Here is a 20,540-nt window from a genome sequence, read left to right as displayed (position 1 = left end):
TTAAAATAACATCATTTAAAACAAAATATAGAAATATGAGCAGAATTTTTCCGGCAGGCGTTGCCACAGGCCAATTGGTTACCGATATTTTTCAGCATGCAAAAGAAAACAAATATGCCTTACCGGCAGTAAATGTGGTAAGCTCAAGCACGGTAAATGCTGTTCTTGAAACGGCTTCAAAATTAAACTCACCGGTGATTATTCAGTTTTCAAATGGCGGTGCTTCTTTCAATGCGGGCAAAGGCTTGAGCAATGACGGACAGAAATCTGCAATTTTAGGTGGAATTGCCGGAGCAAAACACATTCATACCTTGGCAGAAGCTTATGGTGCCACTGTAATTTTGCATACCGATCACGCGGCAAAGAAACTTCTTCCGTGGATTGACGGTTTAATGGAGGCCAATGAAGAATTCTTCAAGCAAACCGGAAAATCACTGTACTCTTCTCACATGCTCGATCTTTCTGAAGAATCATTAGAAGAAAATCTTGAGATTTCTGGTGAATATTTCGAGAAAATGACCAAGATGCAGATGACGCTTGAGGTAGAAATTGGTGTAACTGGAGGAGAAGAAGACGGCGTAGACAACTCTGATGTTGATAATTCTAAACTATACACACAGCCCGAAGATGTGGCTTATACCTACGAAAAACTGAAAGCTATCTCTGATAATTTTACCATCGCTGCCGCTTTCGGAAATGTGCACGGTGTTTATAAGCCAGGAAACGTCGTTTTAACTCCAAAAATTCTTGATAATTCTCAAAAATATGTTCAGGAAAAATTCGGGACTGCTGAGAAGCCGATTAACTTCGTTTTCCACGGTGGATCAGGATCAAGCGTTGAAGAAATTCGCGAGGCGATCGATTACGGTGTTATTAAAATGAATATCGATACAGATCTTCAGTTCGCTTACACAGAAGGCATCAGAGATTATATGGTTGATAATATCGAGTATCTGAAAGCACAAATCGGAAATCCGGATGGCGATGATAAACCAAACAAAAAATTCTATGACCCAAGAGTTTGGGTAAGAAAAGGAGAAGAAACTTTCAGCAAAAGGCTGGTAAAAGCTTTTGAAGACCTTAATAACATCAATACTTTAAAATAAATTAATTTGAGGTTTGAAATTTGAAACTGCCGCAGATTAAAACTTTGTGACAAATCAAATTTCAAATTTCAGATCAATAATTTCAACTACATACTATGGCATTCGACTGGTTTAAAAGAAAAGCACAGAATATCACCACTTCTACCGACGATAAAAAAGACGTACCGAAAGGGCTCTGGCATCAGACTCCGTCTGGAAAAATCGTGGAAAATGAAGAACTGAAAAACAACAATTACGTTTCTCCGGAAGACGGTTTCCATGTGAGAATCGGCAGTGCAGAGTTTTTTGAAATTCTTTTCGACGGTGGAAAATTTACTGAGCTGGACGCTAATGTGGAAAGCATCGATATGCTTAATTTTAAAGATACCAAATCGTATACTGACCGTCTGAAGGAAGTAAAAGCCAAGACAAAACTTACCGATTCTATCAGAAATGCTGTAGGCGAAGTTAAAGGAGCCAAAATGGTTGTTTCCTGTATGGATTTTTCTTTTATCGGAGGATCTCTGGGTTCTGTGATGGGTGAAAAAATCAGAAGAGCGGTAGATTACTGTATCAAGCATAAACTTCCGTACATGATTATCTGTCAGTCGGGCGGTGCGAGAATGCAGGAAGCAACGTATTCGCTAATGCAGTTGGCAAAGGTTCAGGCGAAACTGGCACAGCTTTCAGAAGCCGGACTTTTATACATCGCCTACCTCTGCGACCCTACTTTTGGTGGAATTACTGCATCTTTTGCCATGACAGCCGACATTATTATGGCAGAACCAAAAGCATTAATCGGATTTGCAGGTCCGAGAGTCATCCGTGAGACGATCGGCAGAGATCTTCCGGAAGGCTTCCAGACCTCAGAATTCCTTCAGGAAAAAGGTTTCGTAGATTTTATCGTAAAAAGAACCGAGATCAAAGAAACGGTTTCCAAAACGGTACGTTTACTTACCGCTAAAGCTTAAAAATCTTAATATAAATAAAGATCTCTCTCATTTCGGGAGAGATTTTTTTAGTTTAAATGCGTACTTACAAAGTCATTTTCAGCACCATTAAAAGCATGAGCATCAGCAAAATGCTTAAACTCTCGCGTGCGGTACTCCCTCATCCTGTTTTTTCTGTTTTAAGTTTTTATGCTACAGTAAAAGCTTATTCCATTGCTCAGAGATTATATCCGAAAACAGCGTCCACCAACGGCGAAGGAAATGCTTTCCGTCATGCGTTCTGGTGTTGCCTGATTCTGATGTACTGCAGCAAAGTTTCTTCACCACAGAAAGCACTTGAGTTCTGTAAAAAAATTACCGATCTGCACGAAGAACTTTTCCCAAACAAACCGCTGGAAACCAAGATGGATCTTCACAACAATAAAATCGGGATGAATTATTTTATGCAATTACTGCCTGGAATTCACCGCCAGTTTTTCGAGAAGAGTTTCTTCATCGACGAGCTGAAAAAGAAAACCGAAAACGCAAAAATCCTGAGGAATCTCGATGATCATTTTGAAGGCGAACTGGTGTATCTGGATGAAAAATAAGTTTAAAACTCCAAAATTGCTGCTTCTTTGCGGTTCAGAATATTTTTAACTAAGTTTAAACAATAATTTACTCAAATGGTTCTCAGCAGAATTTGGTCGGCTTTCATCATCATTGCTATTTTGGTTGCTTCCTTTAAATATATTTCTTCAGATCATTATAAAACCATTTTCAATGATATGGTGGTCGGGAAAAGTGGTGACACCGTGAAAATCGGCAAAGAAAATATCGCTGCATTTTCTCCCGATTTAAAACATAAGATAAGCGAAACATCCGACGTTGAGGAGAACCGAATTCATTATAAAACCGATTCTTTAAAACAGAATGTACAGGTTTACCGTGTACAGCAAACCGACGGCGTGATCGGAACTTCCGAAACGGCAGTGAAAATATGTTTAGGTTTAATTGGAATTATGGCACTATTCATGGGCTTCATGAGTATCGCCGAAAAAGCTGGCGGCATCAATTTACTGAGCCGTTTGATACAGCCATTTTTCTCAAAACTCTTCCCCGAAATTCCTAAAAACCATCCGGCTTTCGGGCACATGCTGATGAATTTCAGTGCCAATCTTTTAGGTTTAGACAATGCCGCAACACCATTTGGTTTAAAAGCGATGGAAAGTCTCCAGACTTTAAATCCCGATAAAGACACCGCGAGCAATTCGCAGATCATGTTTCTCTGCCTTCACGCAGGAGGAATGACCCTGATTCCCGTTTCAATTATCGCTTTGCGGGCTTCCAACGGATCGAAAAATCCCACAGACATTTTTCTATACTGCATGATTGCGACCTTTATGGCGACAATGGCAGCAATGATTATTGTGTCGGTTTATCAGAAAATAAATCTTCTCAAACCTGTTATTTTAGCATATATCGGCGGCGTTTCTGCGCTGGTTGCAGCATTGGTTTTTTACTTAACAAAACTATCGAAAGACGATCTTGATACATTCAGTCAGGTTTTAAGCAATGGTTTAATACTATTTATTTTCATTGCCATTGTTCTTGGTGCACTGTACAAGAAAATAAATGTATTTGATGCGTTTATTGAAGGCGCAAAAGAGGGTTTTACGACGTGTGTGAAGATTATTCCTTACTTAGTCGGAATGTTGATCGCCATTTCACTTTTACGGACTTCCGGTGTGTTTGAAGTGATTATCGACGGAATGAAGTGGGTTGCCAATATTTCAAATCTCGACGCAAGATTTGTTGATGGACTTCCGACTGCTTTAATCAAACCTTTATCCGGTTCCGGAGCGCGCGGAATGATGGTCGATACGATGCAGACTTTTGGCGCAGACAGCTTCCAGGGTAAACTGGCAGCGGTTCTTCAGGGAAGTTCAGATACTACGTTTTATGTGATTGCAGTTTACTTTGGAGCTGTAGCCGTAAAGAATACGAGATATACTGTTGTTGCCATGCTTTTGGCTGATTTGGTGGGCGTGATTACTGCGATCTTGTTGGCGTATCTGTTTTTTGCTTAATTATAAATCAATTTAAACCTTTAATTTTAAATAATACCTAATGATCACCGATAAAGAATTCACGCTAAGACTCATCCGTCAGCTTTCTCAGGCACTGGAAAAGCTGATTTTAGACAAACCCGAAGAAAGTCTCATGCAGAAAGAACTCGATTTTGATTCTTTAATGAAAGATATTTTTAAATTTGATTTTGCAGCACTTTCAGCAAAGCCAAAGGAAGAAATAATTGAAATTGTAAAAGAAAGACAGGAAAGAGATCACAAAGATTATTACGAAATGCTCGGAAACCTGTTCTATTACAATGGGAAAGTACTAAAGAACAATGATTTTCTGGATAAAGCAAAAACCTTTTACGAATTGTATTTACAGACCAGCGGCATTTTTGCGCTTCCCATTATCAACAGAATAAGCGACGTAAAAAAAGCACTTGAATAAAGTGCTTTTCTGTTTATTAAAAGGTAATCTTATACGTTCCTGTGGAAGAAACCGGAGCGCGCTCGGCTTTCACATACTGCTTCACCCAGCCGACTGCCGTAGAAACCACACACGGATCTGAAATGCCACCCGACCGACTTGCAGAGATTACATTTCCTGCTTTATCAACTTTGTATGCAATCGTTACTGAACCTTCGGCTGTACATTTATGACTTGGCTGCGTTCCTCCTTTTCCCATTGTGCCAGGAATAAAATCAGTCAGACCGCGGTTAATTCCTATTTTGCTGTCACCATAACCATCGCCGCCCAACGGATCACCGAGATTTCCCGGACCTTTTCCGTTGCCCTGATTTCCAGGGTTTTTGCCACGCCCGTTGAGAAGATTTCCGATGGCTGCGTTTCCGCGTCCGTCACCGCGCCCGTTTGAGGCATTGGTTTTCGCAGCGTTGCTTTTGGTATTTTTTGTCGCTGATGAGGATGATGTTTTCGATTCTTTCTTACTGTCTTCCTTTTTGGCAACTTTCATTTTATCGTTGGTTCCGGTAATGATTTTCTCTTTCGCATCCGATTTTTTGGCTTCAGGCTGCGCTTCAGTAAGTGCCGTTCGGGTTTCGGTAACAGCAGCTTCAGCAGTTTCACTCGGCTCCTCCGTAGCTGCCGCCAAACTTCCTTCCTGATTGGCAGGTTCTTCCAAACCTTCGCCATTTCGGTTATCGCCAAAATTCACCAGCATGGTAGTAACAATTTCCGCTTCCTTTACATGCTCTGAAGGTTTCATTTTATAAATAAAAACAAAAAGCAGAATGGCAGACCAGATCGCGACAGAAAGTACTGCACTTTTTATCCTGTCCTTATTTTCCTCGTTTTTATTTATCGTATAGCCTCTCATGATTTATTCTTTTACCGTAGCGATCGCGATATTCAGTTTATATTTTTCGGCGATTTCCATCAAGAAAACAACGTCTTTATGCAGCGTATTTTCATCTGCGCGAATGGTAAATGATTTTGCTGATTTAGCTTTAAGATCATTCACAATTGTCTGTTCAACCGTATTTTTATCAGTCGGCCGGTCATCCACGTAATATGATCCGTCAGGTTTTACCGTCACCGTCATCGGATTCGGAATGTTATTCTCTACACTCCCTGTTTGCGGAAGTTTCACATCAATCGCGCTTTGGTTGGCTGCAGACGACGTGATCATAAAGAAAATAAGCATCAGCAAGATAACGTCGGTCATCGCTGCGAGGCTAAATTCCGGATGGGCTTTGTTTCTTCTCTGGATTTTCATCGTGTCTTTTTATAAAGGTTTATTGATGATATCTAAAAATTCACCCGATACATTCTGTGCTCTCAAAACAAATTTATCAATTCTCGTCAGCAGTATATTATAAAAAAAGTTTGCCGGAATTGCCACGGCAAGACCAACTGCTGTTTGTCCTAAAGCTGTGTAAATACCTTCTGACAAAGTCTTTGGTGAAAATGCGCCTTCTGCATGTGAAAGGTCAAAGAAAGCAATAATCATCCCGATTACCGTTCCCAAAAGACCGAGCATCGGAGCGATACTTGGAACCACAGAAAGTAGATTCAGGTTTTTTTCCATGTTGGCGACCTCAATTTGAGCCTGAGATTCCATCGCGCTTACGATATCCGAAACCGGTCTTCCTAATCGTGAAATTCCTTTTTCTAAAATTCTTGATTCGGGTGAATTCTGCGTTTTGCAATAATCTGCGGCCGCTTCTATCTTTCCGTCGCGAATGAAATCCTCAATATTATTCATAAAGTTGGAGTCGGTTTTCGTGGTCATTCTTTTAATAAAGAAAAATCTTTCGAAGAAAAGATAAACCGAGAAAACGCCCAGTGTGAGCACCGTTACCATTACGATTTTGGCAAATATGCCGCCATGAAAAAGAATGTCCCAAAAAGAAAATTCGGTCTGGCCTGCCGCCGTTTGGGCGACTGCCGCCTGCGCGACAAAAATCTGAGTAAGTTCCGCTGTCAGCATCAATCTATTGTTTATAAAGGTTGTGAACGGCAAAAATAAAAGATTATTATCAAATCTTGTCTTAAAATAACCTTAAATGTAGCCGTTACAAGGTTTTCAGAACAAAGAAAATGCACCTTTCAGGCAAAACGCTGAAAAGCACATGATTTTAGTATCAAAAAATTAGAATTATTCTTCGTCGATGAGAATCTCGTCCGGCTTCAGACTGCACTTCAGCCTGAAAGGCAGCGGCGTGTCTGATCTTGTGTAGAAATCATCAATTTCGCCCTTCCAGATTACCTGGAGATCGCCCTGCTCGTCGTCAGAAAAAATCAGTTCGCTTCCGTATAAAACGGCGTCATCATCACAGTAAAGATCGGCTTCGGTGTATATCTCGTCAACCGTATCATCTACGTTAATTGTTTTTCCGCTGATCTCGTCACTTTCGATCGGGAAATCGTAAATTTTAAACGCCAGCTGCGGATAATTGTACTGCAAAGAATCGTCGTCTACATGATCCAAACTTTCGTCTGTAATGACCTCTACCTCTAAAAAATGTTGCTGATTGCTGTATACAGCCTTGCAGTACGTATTTTTTATATTGTATTTTAATGTTTCTTCTGGGTGGTATATTTTTAAAATCCCTTTCATTATTTCTTAAAAAAGAACGGTAATAATTTGACTGATAATCGTTTTGAGCAAAGATAAAAAAATACGCGACTGTGAAAAATTTTTTGAAAATAATTTTTCTTCACAAAAGCATCTCTGCAAATGTGCTGATTAATTTTCTACATTTGTGTGCATAAGATCTTTTTTATGAAAAAAATTATCGTCCGTTCTTTCCTAAGTTTGTCTGTCGCTTTTGCTGCCGGTTCCTGCAAAAAATATGAAGCAAAAACCGCCGAATCTCAGTCTGCAAACCTCAACAGAATTGCGGCGGATTATTACGAAAATTATCTGAAAATGTTTCCTCTCGAAGCGACATCACAAGGCGATCTCCGTTATAATGATCAGCTACCGATCAATTTTTCGCAGGAATTTATCGACAGGGATGTTAATTTCTGCAAATCTGTGCTGGAAAAAATGAAAAATGTATCGTACAATGATCTGACTAATGATCACAAAACCGTTTATGATGTTTTAAAATATACGCTGAACGAACGTATTGAAGCGTACGGATTTCACCCGGAATATATTCCGTTTCATCAAATGGGTGGCTTGCCGCTCAGTTTTCCTCTTTTGGGAAGTGGTGAAGGGAGTCAGCCTTTTAAAACCGTGAAAGAATATGAAGACTGGCTCAAGAGAATGCAGCAGTTTCCGGCGTGGATGAGCGCGGCGACAGAGAATTTCAGAAAAGGAATTTCTACCGGTAATGTTTTGCCTAAAAAACTGGTGTTGAAAATGATTCCGCAGATGCGCGCTTCTGAAATCACGTCGGCAGATTTCAATAAAAATATATTTTATGGTCCGGTGCGGAAGTTTCCGACAGATTTTTCTGCGGAAGACAAAGAGCGTCTGACTGCTTTGTTTAAAAAATCGGTGACCGAAAATATCATTCCCGCCTACCAGAATATGGGCAGTTTTCTCGAGAAAGAGTATTTGCCGAAAGCACGAAGCACAGACGGTTACAACACGCTGCCAAATGGTGATAAAGCGTATGCTTTTTACGCAAGATCATCAACTACAACCAATAAAACGCCGGCAGAAATTAACAAAATCGGACTGCAACAAGTGGCAATGCTTCGTGGAGAAATGCAGAAAGTGCAGCAGCAGATTGGCTTTAAAGGAACGCTGGAAGAATTTATTACACATGTAAAATCTGATTCTAAAGCGATGCCTTATAAAACGCCGCAGGAAGTTCTGGCAGGCTTCAACGGAATTTTAGAAAAGATTACACCGAAACTGAAAAGCATGTTTTCGGTGACACCAAAAACCGGTTTTGAGATCCGGCAGACCGAAAAATTTCGTGAAGCGAGTGCCAGCGCCGAATATATCCAGGGAACGCCGGATGGTAAGCGCCCGGGAATTTTCTATATTCCCATTCCCGATCCTTCCAAATTTAACGTGACTTCCGGCATGGAATCTCTGTTTCTGCATGAAGCCATTCCCGGACATCATTATCAGTTTTCGCTGCAGCAGGAAAATACGAAACTGCCAAAATTTATGCGCTTCGGATGGTTTACTGCATACGGTGAAGGCTGGGCGCATTACTGCGAAACGCTCGGCCCGGAATTCGGTTTGTATACCGATCCTTACCAGAAAATGGGTTATCTGAGCGATCAGATGCTGCGTGCAGTGCGACTGGTTATTGACACCGGTTTACATACAGGCAAGATGTCCCGTGAGGAAGCCATAAAATATTTTCTGAGTAACGTTTCGTACGATGAAGCCAGTGCTACAGCCGAAGTAGAGCGGTATATGGCGATTCCCGGACAGGCTTTAGGCTATAAAATCGGGTCGCTGAGAATACGCGAACTGCGTGAAAAATACACAAAAGAGCTTGGGAGTAAATTTAATTTGGCGAAGTTTCATGATGAAATTTTGAATCAGGGATGTTTGCCTTTGGATGTTCTGGACCGTAAAATGGCGCTTTGGGCGAAGAATCAGAAGTGATTTTAATCTCAGAAAATTTTTAAAGGAAATAATTACACACACAATAAAATAATTGCAAAAATTTATTTGCCTGATTGCCTTCAACTTATTTATCAGCTGCAAACCTGATGAAGTAAAATCTTACGACTCATTTATCGTTGATAAAAATCTACATCAGAACGATACCCTTAAGATTTTATCGAAACTCCCGGAATTACGGCTGTATAAAAAGGAATTAATTGAAAATAAAACAAGATCTGCATACATTTTACAGACATCAGGCGCGCTTGGTATTTCTGCCAAATTTGAAAATTACAAGTGCTCAGCGATCTGCAAAAATGATACTTTAAATATCATTCTCAACAACAGCAACGGTTATTTTGGAAATGGTATTTTAATAAAAGTTTTCGACGGAAAGTATTTTATAAGAGATTACGACCCAAAAACTTTAAGAGATGAAGAAAAGTTTTTGCCATCAAAGACGGTTGATCAAAAACTGATTTTAAATAAATCTGAATTCACTGAAAACGACAGTCTCTACGGAAGTATTTATTATAGAACACTTATTGAAAATCACATTGAAAAAACGATGAGAGGATATTTCAGGACTACAATTCAATAAACACACTTAATATTCACTTCTCAAACAGCATTTTCGTAATAAAATCCTTCTCACCTTTCCCGCGTGCAGGCGAAAATTCTCGGCCGTAATAGATGATCTGAAGGTGAAGTTTGTTCCAGACATTTTCTTTCCAAAGCAACTTGGCGTCGCGCTCGGTTTCTACTACATTTTTACCGGAAGTGAGTTTCCAGAGCGTCATCAGGCGGTGAATATGCGTATCGACAGGAAAAGCGGGAAATCCAAAAGCCTGACTCATCACCACGGACGCCGTTTTGTGCCCGATTCCGGGTAAAGCCTCAAGCTCTTCATAGGTTTGCGGAACAATTCCTTCGTGTCTTTCAAGGAGAAGTTCAGACATCCTTTTGAGGTTTTTAGCTTTCACATTCGACAGCCCGATTTCTCTGATGAGTTCTTTGATCTGCTCCACTTCAAGCCTCGCCATGCGCTGCGGTGTACCGGCAACGGCAAAAAGTTCAGGCGTAATCTGATTGACTTTTTTATCGGTTGTCTGCGCCGAAAGTGCGACAGCTACCATCAGGGTAAAAGGATCGTAATGATCAAGCGGCACAGGAACCAGCGGATACAGTTTCTCAAGTTCCTCCTGAATAAGTTCAGCCCTTTGTTTTTTCGTCATACAAACATTAAATTTGAACAAAAATAAACTTTATGCTGAAAAAAGGCGATCACTTACCCGAATTTAAAACGCTCAACCAGGAAGGCAAAACCGTAGAATCTAAAGATTTTTTAGGCAAAAAACTGGTTATTTTCTTTTACCCGCAGGCAAATACGCCAACGTGCACCGTGGAAGCGTGCAACCTTAGCGATCATTTTGAAAAACTGAAGGAAGCCGGATATCAAGTGATCGGCATCAGTGGCGATTCTGTGAAAAAGCAGAAAAACTTTCACAGCAAATTTGGTTTTCCGTATGATTTGCTGGCAGATGAAAGCCATGAGATTTTGGAAAAATTCGGTGTCTGGCAGGAGAAAACCACTTTTGGTAAAACCTATATGGGAATTGTACGAACCACTTTTATTTTTGATGAAAACGGAATCTGTACGCGCGTGATTGATAAGGTGACTTCAAAAACAGCGGCTGATCAGATTCTTGAAGCGTAGATTCAATAATTTTATTCCGTTTCAAAATACATCAGTTCCTCAGTATCGCCGGGAATAGTTACCATTTTCTGATATTTCAAGCCCAGCTTCTCAATTAATTTTTGCGAAGAAAAATTATCTTTTGTGGTGATCGCCGAGATTTTATTTAAACCAAAATCTTCGTGCACTACAGACATTAACTTCTGCGCAGCTTCAAACATAAAACCCTGACCTTCGTATTTTTTTAAGACAGAAAAACCAATATCCGCAACATCCAAACCTTCCCTCTCAAAGATTCCTACACCTCCGATTTTCTCTGAATTCTCTTTCAGCAAAACCACACAGTTTCCAAAACCGAGACGAGAGATTTGAGGTAAAAATTTTGATTTTATATAATTCTGCGCATCTTCCACCGTACGGATTTTCCTGTCGCCTATATATTTAATGAAATCGGGCATATTGTACAGTTCAAGCAGAAATTCTGCATCATCTTCTACGGAAAAAGGCCGGATCATCAGACGTTCGGTTTCGTACATTTATCTTTTCTTTTTTATGGGCTGTTTTTTCTTGGGATCTTCTTTCGGCTCTTCTTTTTTCTCAATTTTCAGCAACCTTGGGTTGTTTTTGCACTTTTTATTGTACAATTCCATGTAGGCACCATTGTCCTTTGCAGAAGTGATTTCGCCACTTTTCTTGTCGACAGTAAGCATAAAATGTGATTTCTGATACGGACATTCGGTCATTGTAATTTTACCTAAATCGAGATAAAAATTCTTAGTATCTTCACGGTAATTGGCAGCAACATCGATAAATTCTTCATCAATAAAATATCCTTCAAAAACAGCTTTCAAAGCCGCTTCTTCTGCATTGTCTGCCTTTCCGATAAATGTTTTGAGATCTTCTAAAGTTGTAATATATGACGTTTTCCCAGCCTGAGAATAGGCAATATAATAAAAGCTGTTCTCATTCGGTACAATATTGAAACCTGAAAACTGCGGCAGATAATCCTTCTTTGTACCCGAACTTCGCACTTCCCTGTTTTTACCGTAAAGATTGTGCACCAAAACCCAATAATCAACCTTATCATTCGGCGTTATTCTGGCAAGAACCTGCTCAATGCTGGTAAATTTTTTCTTTTCCTGTGCAGAAATTGCAGATCCTGAAATGAGGAAAATCAGCAGGCTGTAAAGTATAATATTTTTCATAAGACGTACAGATTTTTACATGTACCGGTCTCCCTTTTTGAGATTTTTCAGATCCATCACATAATCTTTGATGTTTTGGTCATGCTCACGCGGGCAGATCAGCAGTACTTTGTCTGTATCTACAACGATAAAATCCTTCAAACCGTCTATCACGATTGCTTTATTGTTGTTTTTTATGTGAATAATATTTCCCTGCGTATCGTATGTGAGCGCATTTTTAATATTTACCGCGTTATCAAAGTCATCTTTTTCGCTGTTTTCAAAAACGGAAGTCCATGTTCCCAGATCACTCCAGCCAAGATCTGCGGGAATTACATACACATTTTTTGCGCGCTCAAGAATTCCGTTGTCAATCGAGATTTTCTGAAGTTTTGGATAAATGGTTTCGATACAGCTTTTCTCATTTTCAGCATTATATTCGCAGATGGAAAACTGCTGCACCATCTCGGGGAGAAACTTTTCGAAAGCATGCTGAATCGCTTCCACGTTCCAGATAAAAATTCCGGCATTCCACAAAAAATCACCACTTTCAAGAAAGCTTTTCGCAATCTCAAGGATCGGTTTTTCGGTAAAAGTTTTTACTTTAAAATACCCTTCCGTGGCCTGATTTACAAACTGAATGTAGCCATAACCTGTATCTGGTCTTGTTGGCGTAATGCCTAGCGTCACCAAAAATTCATTTTTCGAGGCTAAAGTAAATGCAAGCTCCAGTTTTTCAAGAAAAGCATCTTCTTTCAAAATCAAATGATCTGCCGGCAAAACAGCCATCGTAGCTTTCGGATCAATTCCCGCGATTTTACTTGCCATGTAATAATTACAGGCTGCCGTATTTTTCATCATTGGCTCACCAATAATATTTTCCAAAGGAAGATCAGGCAGCTGCTGATGCGAAATATTAACGTATTCTACATTGGTGATCACGAAAATATTTTCGGCAGGAATCATTTTGTGAATTCGGTCGTACGTCTGCTGAATCATCGTACGGCCGGTTCCCAAAATATCCTGAAACTGCTTCGGAAATTTCTGCGTGCTGAGCGGCCAGAATCTGCTCCCGATTCCGCCTGCCATGATCACACAGTATCTATCTGATTTTGACATATTAAATGCATTTTTTTACCCTTGCAAGCGGTCGGAAAGCGTATTTTCTTCCGGTTGACAGGTGCATACAAAGATAGTTTTTTTTGATTAAACCCTCTAAAACGTACGCTTCCTCACGGTACAGAAATTTGCTTCCTTTCTCAATATTTTCAATATAAACCATGAGATCATCTTCCATTTCCGGGCGGAAAAATTTAACCAGATCCGGGCTCGACATGAAGTTGGCTTTGGGCGATTTTGCAAACTTTAAGATGATCGATTTCAGCTCATTATCATATACATCGATACTTTCAAGAAGCATACTTCTGAACGTGATTTTCCACTCTCTGCCGTGCGCGGCAATTCTTCTCCCAAATTTTTCGAAGGCCAGAAGATGCGCCAGTTCATGAGTCAGCACAAAAAAGAAAAGCTGCGGTGCGAGCGTTGAATTTATTGTAATCTCATGCGAAAGATCACGCAGTTTGCGGTAATCTCCAAGTTTGGAATTTCGGTTTTTTGTAATTTTGATATGAATCGTATGATCTTCAAACCACTTTTTCAGAAACGGCAAAGTGTCTTCCGGAAGATAACGTTCAAGTGTATTGACAGACATTTTTTAAAGACTCAAAGGTACGCCTGCGTAGAAATTAAGCAGCTTTAAGCTAAATAAATAATTATATTTTGCCTGTTCTACTGAGCCTTGCGCATTTGCGTAATTATTTCGTGCAATATTAACGTCAAAAATAGTTGATCTTCCTGCACCAAATGATTTTTCAGCAAAATCTAAAGACAGTTTTGTGCTTTTTTCAGCTTCTACGGCTGCAAGATAAATTTCGTAATTGGCATCAGTATCAAACTGCGCCTGCTGTACATTTTGTCTGATCGTCAGTTTTTGCTGTTCAAAAGTTGCTTTCGCTACATTTTCGTTAATTTTTGCCTGCTCCACCTGAAGTCTTGTCACGCCTTTATTGAAAATCGGAATGCTCACGGCGATTCCACCCTGCTGACCAAAATTGTCGCTGTACTGCTGGAAAAAACTTCTCTCACTTACAGAAAATGCTGTGGAACCCGTATTATTTGAGTTTAAGAGATTATTGTAGAAATTTCCAAAGCCCACATTTGCTGTGATAGAAGGCCAAAATGCCGTGCGGGTAACCGTGGTTTGCGCTTCTGCAGATTTGATACGGCTTTGCGCAGCTTTTATCTGGGGTTGATTTTCGTATGCCGTTTTCAGAACCTCATCGGTAGACACCAGTTGCGGACTCAGCTGATCGCCAACCTCCACATTGTCAATATCAAAATTTTTATAATCTTCAAGCTGAAGAATCTGTGCAAGCGCAAAAAGACTTCTTCCGACATTTACTTCTGCAGTCTTCAGGTTTTGCTTTTCTCTCGCCCACGCAGCCTGTGCTTCTGCTTTTACCGTCTGAGCTGTAGTTCCGACATCAGTCGTAATCGTGGCGCGGTCGTATTGCTTTTTAGCATTTTCGGTGGCGCTTTGGGCGATTTTTACAATGGCCTTATTTAAAAGAGTATTCAAATATTGCTGCGCAATCTGCAGCGAAATATCATTTTTAATGGTTTCGATATCAAACTGACTCGCTTCTACATCATACTGCGTTTTTCTCACGATTTTCCCAAGTCGGCCGTAGTTGAAAAGCAGCATATCAGCACCTATATTTACATTGTTGCTGAAACGGTCATTACGTATACTTCCCGTTCCCAGCGAGGCTTGCCCAAAACTCACATTGTTTATGATACTTGCATTTACCGATGGAAGATAGCTTCGCTTGGCAATTTTAAGGTTGGCATCCTGTATTTGTTTCGAGTATTCGTTTTGAATGACCTGCAGATTGTTTTCCACAGCATAATCGACGCATTCGCGCAGCGACCATTTTTTCTGTGCACTGAGGCCGAGGCCGGCAATCATCAAAATCAGGATAAAAACTCTTCTCATTTCGGTTTTTCTACATTAGACGTTCAGAACCAAAAAATGTTACATTTTAAAGAAAAATATTGGCGTTTTTCTTAAAAGTTTTGAGAATTTTGTGTTATGACAAATGATCAGTACCAGCAGGCCGTAGACTGGCTTTTCCAACAGGCACCCAATTATCAGACTCAGGGAATCAAAGCGTACAAACCCGGCCTCGACAACATTAAAAGACTTTGTGCATTTTTTGGAAATCCGCAGGAAAAACTGGCGTGCATACACATCGGCGGTACCAACGGCAAAGGCTCTACCAGCAATATGCTCGCATCGGTGTTGCAGGAAGCCGGCTACAAAACAGGACTGTACAACTCGCCTCATCTCATCGATTTTACCGAAAGAATAAAAATCAACGGTGAAAACTGCGACCGCGAATTTGTTTACGATTTTATTTTAAAACTGAAAAAACTTCCGGAAGACATTCAGCCCTCTTTTTTTGAATTCACAACCGTGATGGCTTTTGAATATTTTTATCAGAAAAAAGTAGATTATGCCATTATTGAAGTCGGACTGGGCGGCCGTTTAGATTCTACCAACATTATCAAACCAATTCTCACTGCGGTCACCAATGTGCAGCTCGATCATCAGAATATTCTCGGCGATACAATTGCTCAAATCGCGTTTGAAAAAGCAGGAATCATCAAGAAAAATATTCCTGTTATTTCTGGAGATCATACTGATGAAGTAAAAAATATTCTCCGTGAAAAAGCCGTAGCTGAAAATGCCCCTTTCATAGATGCCAGCGAATTTCCGTCAAATTTTGAAACCGATCTTAAAGGAAAATATCAGCAGAAAAATATCCGCGTTGTTTTGGCAATGATCGATCAGCTAAGAAATTCCGTATTGAAAATTTCTGGTGATAATATCGAAAAAGGATTACTGAATGTACAGAAAAATACAGGTTTTATCGGCCGTTGGTATCAGTTTTCAAATAAACCACTCACGGTTTGCGATACCGCGCACAATCAGGCTGGATTGGAAGAAGTCTTCGCTCAGCTAAACGAGATAGATAAACACAAACACGTCGTTTTAGGATTTGTAAATGATAAAAAAATCGATGATGTAATGCGTATCCTGCCCGAAAATGCGCACTTTTATTTCTCTAAACCAGCCAATGAACGTGGCAGATCGCCCAAAGAATATGAGGATCTTCTACAAAAGGCAAAAATAAATTATAAAATTTTTGAAACTGTGCAGCTGGCCTATCTTTCTGCAAAACAAGAAGCTACGGAAAATGATCTGATATTCGTTGGCGGGAGCAACTTTGTAGTGGGAGAATTTTTAGAAAAAAACTTGCACTGTATCTAATATCAGTGTATATTTGCACCACTTAAAACGAGAAATCGTAGTGGGGCTCTTAGCTCAGTTGGTTCAGAGCATCTGGTTTACACCCAGAGGGTCGGGGGTTCGAATCCCTCAGGGCCCACAAAGGTTTACTGAAACCTTTCAAAAAAATTCAGGGCTCTTAGCTCAGTTGGTTCAGAGCATCTGGTTTACACCCAGAGGGTCGGGGGTTCGAATCCCTCAGGGCCCACAAAATCTCTCAGGAAACTGGGAGATTTTTTTTAGAGTCTTTTTAGAAGCTCATTCAGCTTAAACAAATCAAAGAAAAATATTTTAGGGTCATCTGAGTAAAGATTTGAGAAAATCTTTTTACTGATCATTTTGTAAGAGACTAAAAAGATCTTTTCAGCATGTAATTTCTTAATTTTTAACGCCCATTTTACAAGCTTAACATCCTGAACATATCTACGGTTGGGATCATTAAGCAGCGAAACAAGCGTTTCTATTGCCGTCTGCGACTTCAGAAGAAATTCAGATGCTGAGGAATTATCAACATGAATAATCGGATTTTGAAAAGCTGAAAATGTGGCTTCATTTGCCTGTAAAACTTTCGCAAAGACGTAATCTTCATAGCCGTAATGTAGCAGTTTTTCATCAAATTTAAACTGCGAGAACAGTGATTTGCGAATCATGAAATTCACCGTTTTAAGCAAGCTGAAATCTGAACTTCTTTCTTCATGAAAAATCTCCCTCTTTTCAGAATATCGGTTTCGGAACGTACGTTTAAAACGCTGATCTATTTTAAAATTCCCGTAAAACACATCTGTTTCAGGATTTTCATTCTCAATTTTAAGATAATTAGAAATAAATTGGGGTGAATCAATCTGGACATCACAATCCAGGAAAAGCAAAAAATCGCCATCAGCATATTCCAGGAAAAGATTTCTGATGCGCGACCGCCCGATATTTTCTTCAAGAACAATGAAATGATTTACGTGATCTGATAATTCCTGATTTAGATTTCTGAATTTTTCTTGAGAAGCATCATCGATGAGAATAATTTCGGCGTCGGCAGAATACGGTTCTATCTGTTTTTTTAAATCAAAAACAAGTTGCCGCACATCAAAATCATAGACAGGAATGCAAACCGAGAGTTTCATATTTAAATTTTATCGATAATCTGCTGCACGCTGATTTCTTCAAGGCAAGCCCAGTCGCCGCGAAAGCATTCTTTATCACCAAAAACCGAACAAGGTCTGCACGTAAGATCGTGAATTTGTACCGTGTCGTCTTCACTTTGCCCAAAACCTAGAAATCCCGCAAAAGGATGCGTAGAACCCCAGATTGAAATGCATCGTGTTCCAACAATGCTTGCAAGATGCATATTCGCAGAGTCCATTGAAATCATCAGTTCGAGATTTCTGATGTGTGATAATTCTTCTGAAAGGGTGAGTTTTCCGGCTAAACTTTTTGTGTTGGGAATCTGATTTTCCCAGGCTTCTAATGTTTCGGTTTCCGCTGTGCCGCCACCAAAAAAATAGACAGGATACTTTTCAGCGAGAATTTTTACCAGTTCGTATGATTTTTCGAGCGGAAGCATTTTTCCGGTGTGCTGTGCAAAAGGCGCGAAACCTATTCCTTCTTTATCATGACTTCCCGAGCGGAGTTTGTGCGAAAGCTCAACTTTAAAACCCATTTCGCGGAAGACATCTGCGTAGCGCTCGACGGTTTTTTTCAGCTGCATTTTCTGAAGATTCCAGACGTCAGTTAGATGCTCTTTTTCTTCTTTTCCCTTGTTGATTTTAAAAACTTTAAAACCTCTTCTGGTATATATTTTATCTAAAATTTTTGAGCGGATTACATCATGAAGATCGGCAATAAAATCTGGTTTGAAATCTTTCACCAGTTCTCTCGCAAGCCTTCTGATTCCAAAAAAACCTTTATAATCATCAAGATCAATTCCTATAAACCTGATGTTTGGAATGCCTTCAAAAAGACCTTCGAAACCGCTGCGAGAAACCATCGTAATTTCCACGCCGGGATTTTGCTCCAGAAACTCTCTGAAGACAGGCACCGTCATGGCCACATCGCCAAATGCCGAGAAGCGGTATGCTAAAATTCGTGTCAAACTATGATTTTAGTTGAAAAGCAACTGCGTAAAATTTGATCTGTTTTGTCATCGCCATAAGACCGTTGGCCCGTGATGGTGAAAGAAATTCTTGAAGGCCGATTTCTGAGATAAAATCAAAATCAGAATCTAAAATTTCCTGAGTAGAATGGCCACTGTACACACGCATAAGCAGAGACACAATGCCTTTTGGCAAAATACCGTCAGAATCTGCCTCAAAAAAGAGTTTTCCATCTTTGTACTCTGCATCAATCCACACTTTGCTCTGGCAGCCTTTGATCAGATTTTCATCTTTCTTTTGGTCTTCCGGCAAACCTTTAAGTTCTTTACCAAGATCAATAATATATTCGTATTTCTGCTCCCAGTCGTCAAGAAAAGCAAAATCATCGATCAATTCCTGTTGTTTTTCTTTAATGGTCATGTACAAAATTCTTTACGCAAAGATACAAAAATGAGGAAGATGGTGTATGATCTGAGCTTTCGATAGATCACTGCATATCAAGAAGTTTATCAAAAAGTATTTGCATGCCCTTTGTAGCTGTCTCTTTAAGAACGACGGCTCGTTTACCGTAACCAAAATCTGTTTCGTTGGGATTAATGACGATTAAAAAACAGCTGTCATTAATTTCATGAACGAGCCCTGCAGCGGGATAAACCTGCAGCGAGGTGCCGATCACCAAGAAAATATCTGCATGACTCGTCATTTCCAGGGCTTCTGTCATCGCGGGCACCTCTTCACCAAACCATACAATAAACGGACGCAACTGATGACCGTCAGGTGCTAAATTGCCCAATTTGATGTCTTCTTTTTGATCAAAGATCTGGTTTTTATTTCGTTCCGAACAGGATTTAAACAGTTCACCATGCAGATGCAAAACCTTTGTAGAACCTGCGCGCTCATGAAGATCATCGATGTTTTGCGTGATAATCTGCACGTCAAAATACTTTTCAAGCTCAGCAAGTAAAAAATGCGCTTTATTTGGATGAACTTCATGCAGTTGCCGGCGTCTCTCGTTATAAAAATCAAGCACCAATTCCGGATTTTTTCTCCACCCTTCCGGACTTGCGACATCTTCTACGCGGTGATTTTCCCACAATCCATCGCCGTCCCGAAAGGTTTTGATACCGCTTTCGGCACTAATGCCGGCGCCGCTGAGAATTGTGAGTTTTTTCATACAGTTAATGTAAAATTAATTTTTTAATTTTAGAAAAAATACTTGAAGAAATTTCTTTACATATTAATTGCGCTAGTGACAGGCTGTAAGGAAGAAAAATCTTTTGCGGATGATATTGTTTTGAGTTTCCCAAAAGAAGAGAAATTGAGCTTTCAGAATTTTAACGATGATATGAATGAAATGGGAACTTACTTAATTTATATTGGTAAAGATGCCTCCGTAATTAATGTAAAGTACTATAAATACATTTTTCCTCCACCGCCCCCACCGCCGAAAATTAATGAAAACACGGAAGAATATATGCAGGCTAGAAAACACTTTGAAGATTCTATCAATTTTATATACAGACCATTCTTTAATCCTGAAGCTATTCAAATTAAAGAAACTGAAGAAGATTTATATAAGACTATAAATAATCAAACGACTCAAATTATCGTCAAAGAAAAGGATACTATTCCCCTTTATGCAAGAAATTACGAAACAGAAGAAGTAAAAAAATATAAAGCGTTTCCTGTTTTCATTAAAAATATTTCATCCAAAACTCTGAGAATTCCCATCGAAGCACAAGCAGTTGGATTATATATTCTCAATGATAAGAAATTCCAATATATCAGAAACAGTGATTATTTAATATGTGGAATGGGATCTCCTAAAAATCCCTATTTTGAATTAAAACCAAACGAAATTTTGATCTACTCATATCCACATTTAAAGAAAGGACACAAACGAAAAGGAAAAATTTCTTTCCATAAAGCTACATCAAAGGAATTTGAAATTTCAATCGACGAAGAAATCATTAAAAATCAAAGATCTATTCACTATCTACAATAAAAAAATCCGCAGAAAATTTCTGCGGA

At 39.6% G+C, this 20,540-nt stretch carries 24 protein-coding genes and 2 tRNA genes; 12 read left to right on the top strand and 14 right to left on the bottom strand.

Annotation, left to right across the window (positions count from 1 at the left end):
• Positions 1-35 precede the first annotated feature (35 nt).
• The 5 genes from fbaA (at position 36) to ASG01_RS05380 (ending at position 4,537) form a co-directional block, all read left to right on the top strand.
• Positions 36-1,106, top strand: coding sequence for a class II fructose-bisphosphate aldolase (gene fbaA / locus ASG01_RS05400; protein ID WP_055860987.1), 1,071 nt, complete (start codon positions 36-38; stop codon positions 1,104-1,106).
• 95 nt (positions 1,107-1,201) lie between these two features.
• Positions 1,202-2,056: an acetyl-CoA carboxylase, carboxyltransferase subunit beta gene (gene accD, locus ASG01_RS05395; protein WP_055860984.1), complete on the top strand. Its 855-nt coding sequence runs from the start codon at positions 1,202-1,204 to the stop codon at positions 2,054-2,056.
• Positions 2,057-2,112: 56 nt separating this feature from the next.
• Complete coding sequence (locus ASG01_RS05390; RefSeq protein ID WP_055860981.1) at positions 2,113-2,625, top strand: DUF6973 domain-containing protein; 513 nt, start codon at positions 2,113-2,115, stop codon at positions 2,623-2,625.
• A 75-nt stretch (positions 2,626-2,700) separates the two neighbouring features.
• Complete coding sequence (locus ASG01_RS05385) at positions 2,701-4,104, top strand: nucleoside recognition domain-containing protein (RefSeq protein ID WP_055860979.1); 1,404 nt, start codon at positions 2,701-2,703, stop codon at positions 4,102-4,104.
• Positions 4,105-4,144: 40 nt separating this feature from the next.
• Positions 4,145-4,537 carry a hypothetical protein gene (locus ASG01_RS05380; protein WP_055860977.1) on the top strand — a complete coding sequence of 131 codons (393 nt, stop codon included), beginning with the start codon at positions 4,145-4,147 and terminating at the stop codon, positions 4,535-4,537.
• A gap of 16 nt (positions 4,538-4,553) precedes the next feature.
• On the opposite strand, the gene ASG01_RS05375 is transcribed toward ASG01_RS05380, so the two are convergent.
• The 4 genes from ASG01_RS05375 to ASG01_RS05360 form a co-directional block, all read right to left on the bottom strand.
• Entirely contained in the window at positions 4,554-5,426 is an 873-nt protein-coding gene (locus ASG01_RS05375) for a hypothetical protein (protein ID WP_055860974.1), read from the bottom strand.
• Between the two features lie 3 nt (positions 5,427-5,429).
• Positions 5,430-5,825 carry an ExbD/TolR family protein gene (locus ASG01_RS05370; protein ID WP_055860971.1) on the bottom strand — a complete coding sequence of 132 codons (396 nt, stop codon included), beginning with the start codon at positions 5,823-5,825 and terminating at the stop codon, positions 5,430-5,432.
• Positions 5,826-5,834: 9 nt separating this feature from the next.
• Positions 5,835-6,539, bottom strand: a complete 705-nt coding sequence (locus ASG01_RS05365; protein WP_055860968.1) for a MotA/TolQ/ExbB proton channel family protein — start codon at positions 6,537-6,539, stop codon at positions 5,835-5,837.
• Positions 6,540-6,707: 168 nt separating this feature from the next.
• Positions 6,708-7,169, bottom strand: coding sequence for a hypothetical protein (locus tag ASG01_RS05360; protein ID WP_055860966.1), 462 nt, complete (start codon positions 7,167-7,169; stop codon positions 6,708-6,710).
• 165 nt (positions 7,170-7,334) lie between these two features.
• On the opposite strand from ASG01_RS05360, the gene ASG01_RS05355 reads away from it, so the two are divergent.
• Both ASG01_RS05355 and ASG01_RS05350 read left to right on the top strand, forming a co-directional pair.
• The gene (locus ASG01_RS05355; protein ID WP_055860963.1) at positions 7,335-9,131 is read left to right on the top strand and encodes a DUF885 domain-containing protein; all 1,797 of its coding nucleotides are present in this window, start codon (positions 7,335-7,337) and stop codon (positions 9,129-9,131) included.
• Positions 9,132-9,183: 52 nt separating this feature from the next.
• Positions 9,184-9,732: a hypothetical protein gene (locus ASG01_RS05350; RefSeq protein ID WP_055860960.1), complete on the top strand. Its 549-nt coding sequence runs from the start codon at positions 9,184-9,186 to the stop codon at positions 9,730-9,732.
• 13 nt (positions 9,733-9,745) lie between these two features.
• Here the strand turns inward: ASG01_RS05350 and ASG01_RS05345 are convergent, their stop codons facing one another.
• Positions 9,746-10,366: an endonuclease III domain-containing protein gene (locus tag ASG01_RS05345; protein ID WP_055860956.1), complete on the bottom strand. Its 621-nt coding sequence runs from the start codon at positions 10,364-10,366 to the stop codon at positions 9,746-9,748.
• A gap of 32 nt (positions 10,367-10,398) precedes the next feature.
• Here ASG01_RS05345 and bcp point away from each other — a divergent pair, with 32 nt between their 5' ends.
• A complete protein-coding gene (gene bcp / locus ASG01_RS05340; protein ID WP_055860953.1) occupies positions 10,399-10,848 on the top strand; it encodes a thioredoxin-dependent thiol peroxidase in 450 nt (149 codons plus the stop codon).
• Between the two features lie 11 nt (positions 10,849-10,859).
• Here the strand turns inward: bcp and ASG01_RS05335 are convergent, their stop codons facing one another.
• From ASG01_RS05335 to ASG01_RS05315, 5 genes are read right to left on the bottom strand one after another with little or no spacing between them, the layout of a single operon-like run.
• Positions 10,860-11,363, bottom strand: a complete 504-nt coding sequence (locus ASG01_RS05335; protein ID WP_055860944.1) for a GNAT family N-acetyltransferase — start codon at positions 11,361-11,363, stop codon at positions 10,860-10,862.
• Positions 11,364-12,032: a hypothetical protein gene (locus ASG01_RS05330; RefSeq protein WP_055860942.1), complete on the bottom strand. Its 669-nt coding sequence runs from the start codon at positions 12,030-12,032 to the stop codon at positions 11,364-11,366. It abuts the gene before it with no gap.
• A gap of 15 nt (positions 12,033-12,047) precedes the next feature.
• On the bottom strand, positions 12,048-13,130 hold the full coding sequence (locus ASG01_RS05325) for a mannose-1-phosphate guanylyltransferase (protein WP_055860940.1): 1,083 nt from the start codon (positions 13,128-13,130) through the stop codon (positions 12,048-12,050).
• A gap of 1 nt (position 13,131) precedes the next feature.
• The gene (locus ASG01_RS05320) at positions 13,132-13,722 is read right to left on the bottom strand and encodes a SprT-like domain-containing protein (RefSeq protein WP_055860938.1); all 591 of its coding nucleotides are present in this window, start codon (positions 13,720-13,722) and stop codon (positions 13,132-13,134) included.
• Positions 13,723-13,725: 3 nt separating this feature from the next.
• Positions 13,726-15,066 carry a TolC family protein gene (locus ASG01_RS05315; protein WP_055860934.1) on the bottom strand — a complete coding sequence of 447 codons (1,341 nt, stop codon included), beginning with the start codon at positions 15,064-15,066 and terminating at the stop codon, positions 13,726-13,728.
• 96 nt (positions 15,067-15,162) lie between these two features.
• Here ASG01_RS05315 and ASG01_RS05310 point away from each other — a divergent pair, with 96 nt between their 5' ends.
• The 3 genes from ASG01_RS05310 (at position 15,163) to ASG01_RS05300 (ending at position 16,630) form a co-directional block, all read left to right on the top strand.
• Positions 15,163-16,404, top strand: a complete 1,242-nt coding sequence (locus tag ASG01_RS05310; protein WP_055860930.1) for a bifunctional folylpolyglutamate synthase/dihydrofolate synthase — start codon at positions 15,163-15,165, stop codon at positions 16,402-16,404.
• 43 nt (positions 16,405-16,447) lie between these two features.
• A tRNA-Val gene (locus ASG01_RS05305) sits at positions 16,448-16,522 on the top strand.
• 33 nt (positions 16,523-16,555) lie between these two features.
• Positions 16,556-16,630 (top strand) — tRNA-Val (locus ASG01_RS05300).
• Between the two features lie 31 nt (positions 16,631-16,661).
• Here ASG01_RS05300 and ASG01_RS05295 read toward each other — a convergent pair.
• From ASG01_RS05295 to ASG01_RS05280, 4 genes are all read right to left on the bottom strand, one after another.
• Positions 16,662-17,540 (bottom strand): glycosyltransferase family 2 protein, encoded by an 879-nt coding sequence (locus tag ASG01_RS05295; RefSeq protein WP_055860927.1) that lies wholly within the window; start codon positions 17,538-17,540, stop codon positions 16,662-16,664.
• 2 nt (positions 17,541-17,542) lie between these two features.
• Complete coding sequence (locus ASG01_RS05290; protein WP_238584504.1) at positions 17,543-18,508, bottom strand: glycosyltransferase family 9 protein; 966 nt, start codon at positions 18,506-18,508, stop codon at positions 17,543-17,545.
• 1 nt (position 18,509) lies between these two features.
• Positions 18,510-18,929, bottom strand: coding sequence for a SufE family protein (locus tag ASG01_RS05285; protein ID WP_055860922.1), 420 nt, complete (start codon positions 18,927-18,929; stop codon positions 18,510-18,512).
• A 67-nt stretch (positions 18,930-18,996) separates the two neighbouring features.
• A complete protein-coding gene (locus tag ASG01_RS05280; protein ID WP_055860921.1) occupies positions 18,997-19,683 on the bottom strand; it encodes an SIR2 family NAD-dependent protein deacylase in 687 nt (228 codons plus the stop codon).
• Positions 19,684-19,725: 42 nt separating this feature from the next.
• Between ASG01_RS05280 and ASG01_RS05275 the strand changes: the two genes are divergently transcribed.
• Entirely contained in the window at positions 19,726-20,514 is a 789-nt protein-coding gene (locus ASG01_RS05275) for a hypothetical protein (protein WP_131725322.1), read from the top strand.
• Positions 20,515-20,540 lie beyond the last annotated feature (26 nt).

Source organism: Chryseobacterium sp. Leaf180 (genome assembly GCF_001424585.1).
Taxonomy (GTDB): Bacteria; Bacteroidota; Bacteroidia; order Flavobacteriales; family Weeksellaceae; genus Chryseobacterium.
This window is presented reverse-complemented; position numbering and strand designations above follow the sequence as displayed.

Excerpts from the sequence above, each read along its gene's own strand:
- ASG01_RS05375 (WP_055860974.1), bottom strand. The coding sequence starts at position 5,426 with ATGAGAGGCTATACGATAAATAAAAACGAGGAAAATAAGGACAGGATA.
- ASG01_RS05360 (WP_055860966.1), bottom strand. The coding sequence starts at position 7,169 with ATGAAAGGGATTTTAAAAATATACCACCCAGAAGAAACATTAAAATAC.
- fbaA (WP_055860987.1), top strand. The coding sequence starts at position 36 with ATGAGCAGAATTTTTCCGGCAGGCGTTGCCACAGGCCAATTGGTTACC.
- accD (WP_055860984.1), top strand. The coding sequence starts at position 1,202 with ATGGCATTCGACTGGTTTAAAAGAAAAGCACAGAATATCACCACTTCT.
- ASG01_RS05390 (WP_055860981.1), top strand. The coding sequence starts at position 2,113 with ATGCGTACTTACAAAGTCATTTTCAGCACCATTAAAAGCATGAGCATC.
- ASG01_RS05315 (WP_055860934.1), bottom strand. The coding sequence starts at position 15,066 with ATGAGAAGAGTTTTTATCCTGATTTTGATGATTGCCGGCCTCGGCCTC.
- ASG01_RS05335 (WP_055860944.1), bottom strand. The coding sequence starts at position 11,363 with ATGTACGAAACCGAACGTCTGATGATCCGGCCTTTTTCCGTAGAAGAT.
- ASG01_RS05295 (WP_055860927.1), bottom strand. The coding sequence starts at position 17,540 with ATGAAACTCTCGGTTTGCATTCCTGTCTATGATTTTGATGTGCGGCAA.
- ASG01_RS05285 (WP_055860922.1), bottom strand. The coding sequence starts at position 18,929 with ATGACCATTAAAGAAAAACAACAGGAATTGATCGATGATTTTGCTTTT.
- ASG01_RS05355 (WP_055860963.1), top strand. The coding sequence starts at position 7,335 with ATGAAAAAAATTATCGTCCGTTCTTTCCTAAGTTTGTCTGTCGCTTTT.
- ASG01_RS05365 (WP_055860968.1), bottom strand. The coding sequence starts at position 6,539 with ATGCTGACAGCGGAACTTACTCAGATTTTTGTCGCGCAGGCGGCAGTC.
- ASG01_RS05330 (WP_055860942.1), bottom strand. The coding sequence starts at position 12,032 with ATGAAAAATATTATACTTTACAGCCTGCTGATTTTCCTCATTTCAGGA.
- ASG01_RS05385 (WP_055860979.1), top strand. The coding sequence starts at position 2,701 with ATGGTTCTCAGCAGAATTTGGTCGGCTTTCATCATCATTGCTATTTTG.
- ASG01_RS05310 (WP_055860930.1), top strand. The coding sequence starts at position 15,163 with ATGACAAATGATCAGTACCAGCAGGCCGTAGACTGGCTTTTCCAACAG.
- ASG01_RS05380 (WP_055860977.1), top strand. The coding sequence starts at position 4,145 with ATGATCACCGATAAAGAATTCACGCTAAGACTCATCCGTCAGCTTTCT.
- ASG01_RS05345 (WP_055860956.1), bottom strand. The coding sequence starts at position 10,366 with ATGACGAAAAAACAAAGGGCTGAACTTATTCAGGAGGAACTTGAGAAA.
- bcp (WP_055860953.1), top strand. The coding sequence starts at position 10,399 with ATGCTGAAAAAAGGCGATCACTTACCCGAATTTAAAACGCTCAACCAG.
- ASG01_RS05320 (WP_055860938.1), bottom strand. The coding sequence starts at position 13,722 with ATGTCTGTCAATACACTTGAACGTTATCTTCCGGAAGACACTTTGCCG.
- ASG01_RS05280 (WP_055860921.1), bottom strand. The coding sequence starts at position 19,683 with ATGAAAAAACTCACAATTCTCAGCGGCGCCGGCATTAGTGCCGAAAGC.
- ASG01_RS05370 (WP_055860971.1), bottom strand. The coding sequence starts at position 5,825 with ATGAAAATCCAGAGAAGAAACAAAGCCCATCCGGAATTTAGCCTCGCA.
- ASG01_RS05325 (WP_055860940.1), bottom strand. The coding sequence starts at position 13,130 with ATGTCAAAATCAGATAGATACTGTGTGATCATGGCAGGCGGAATCGGG.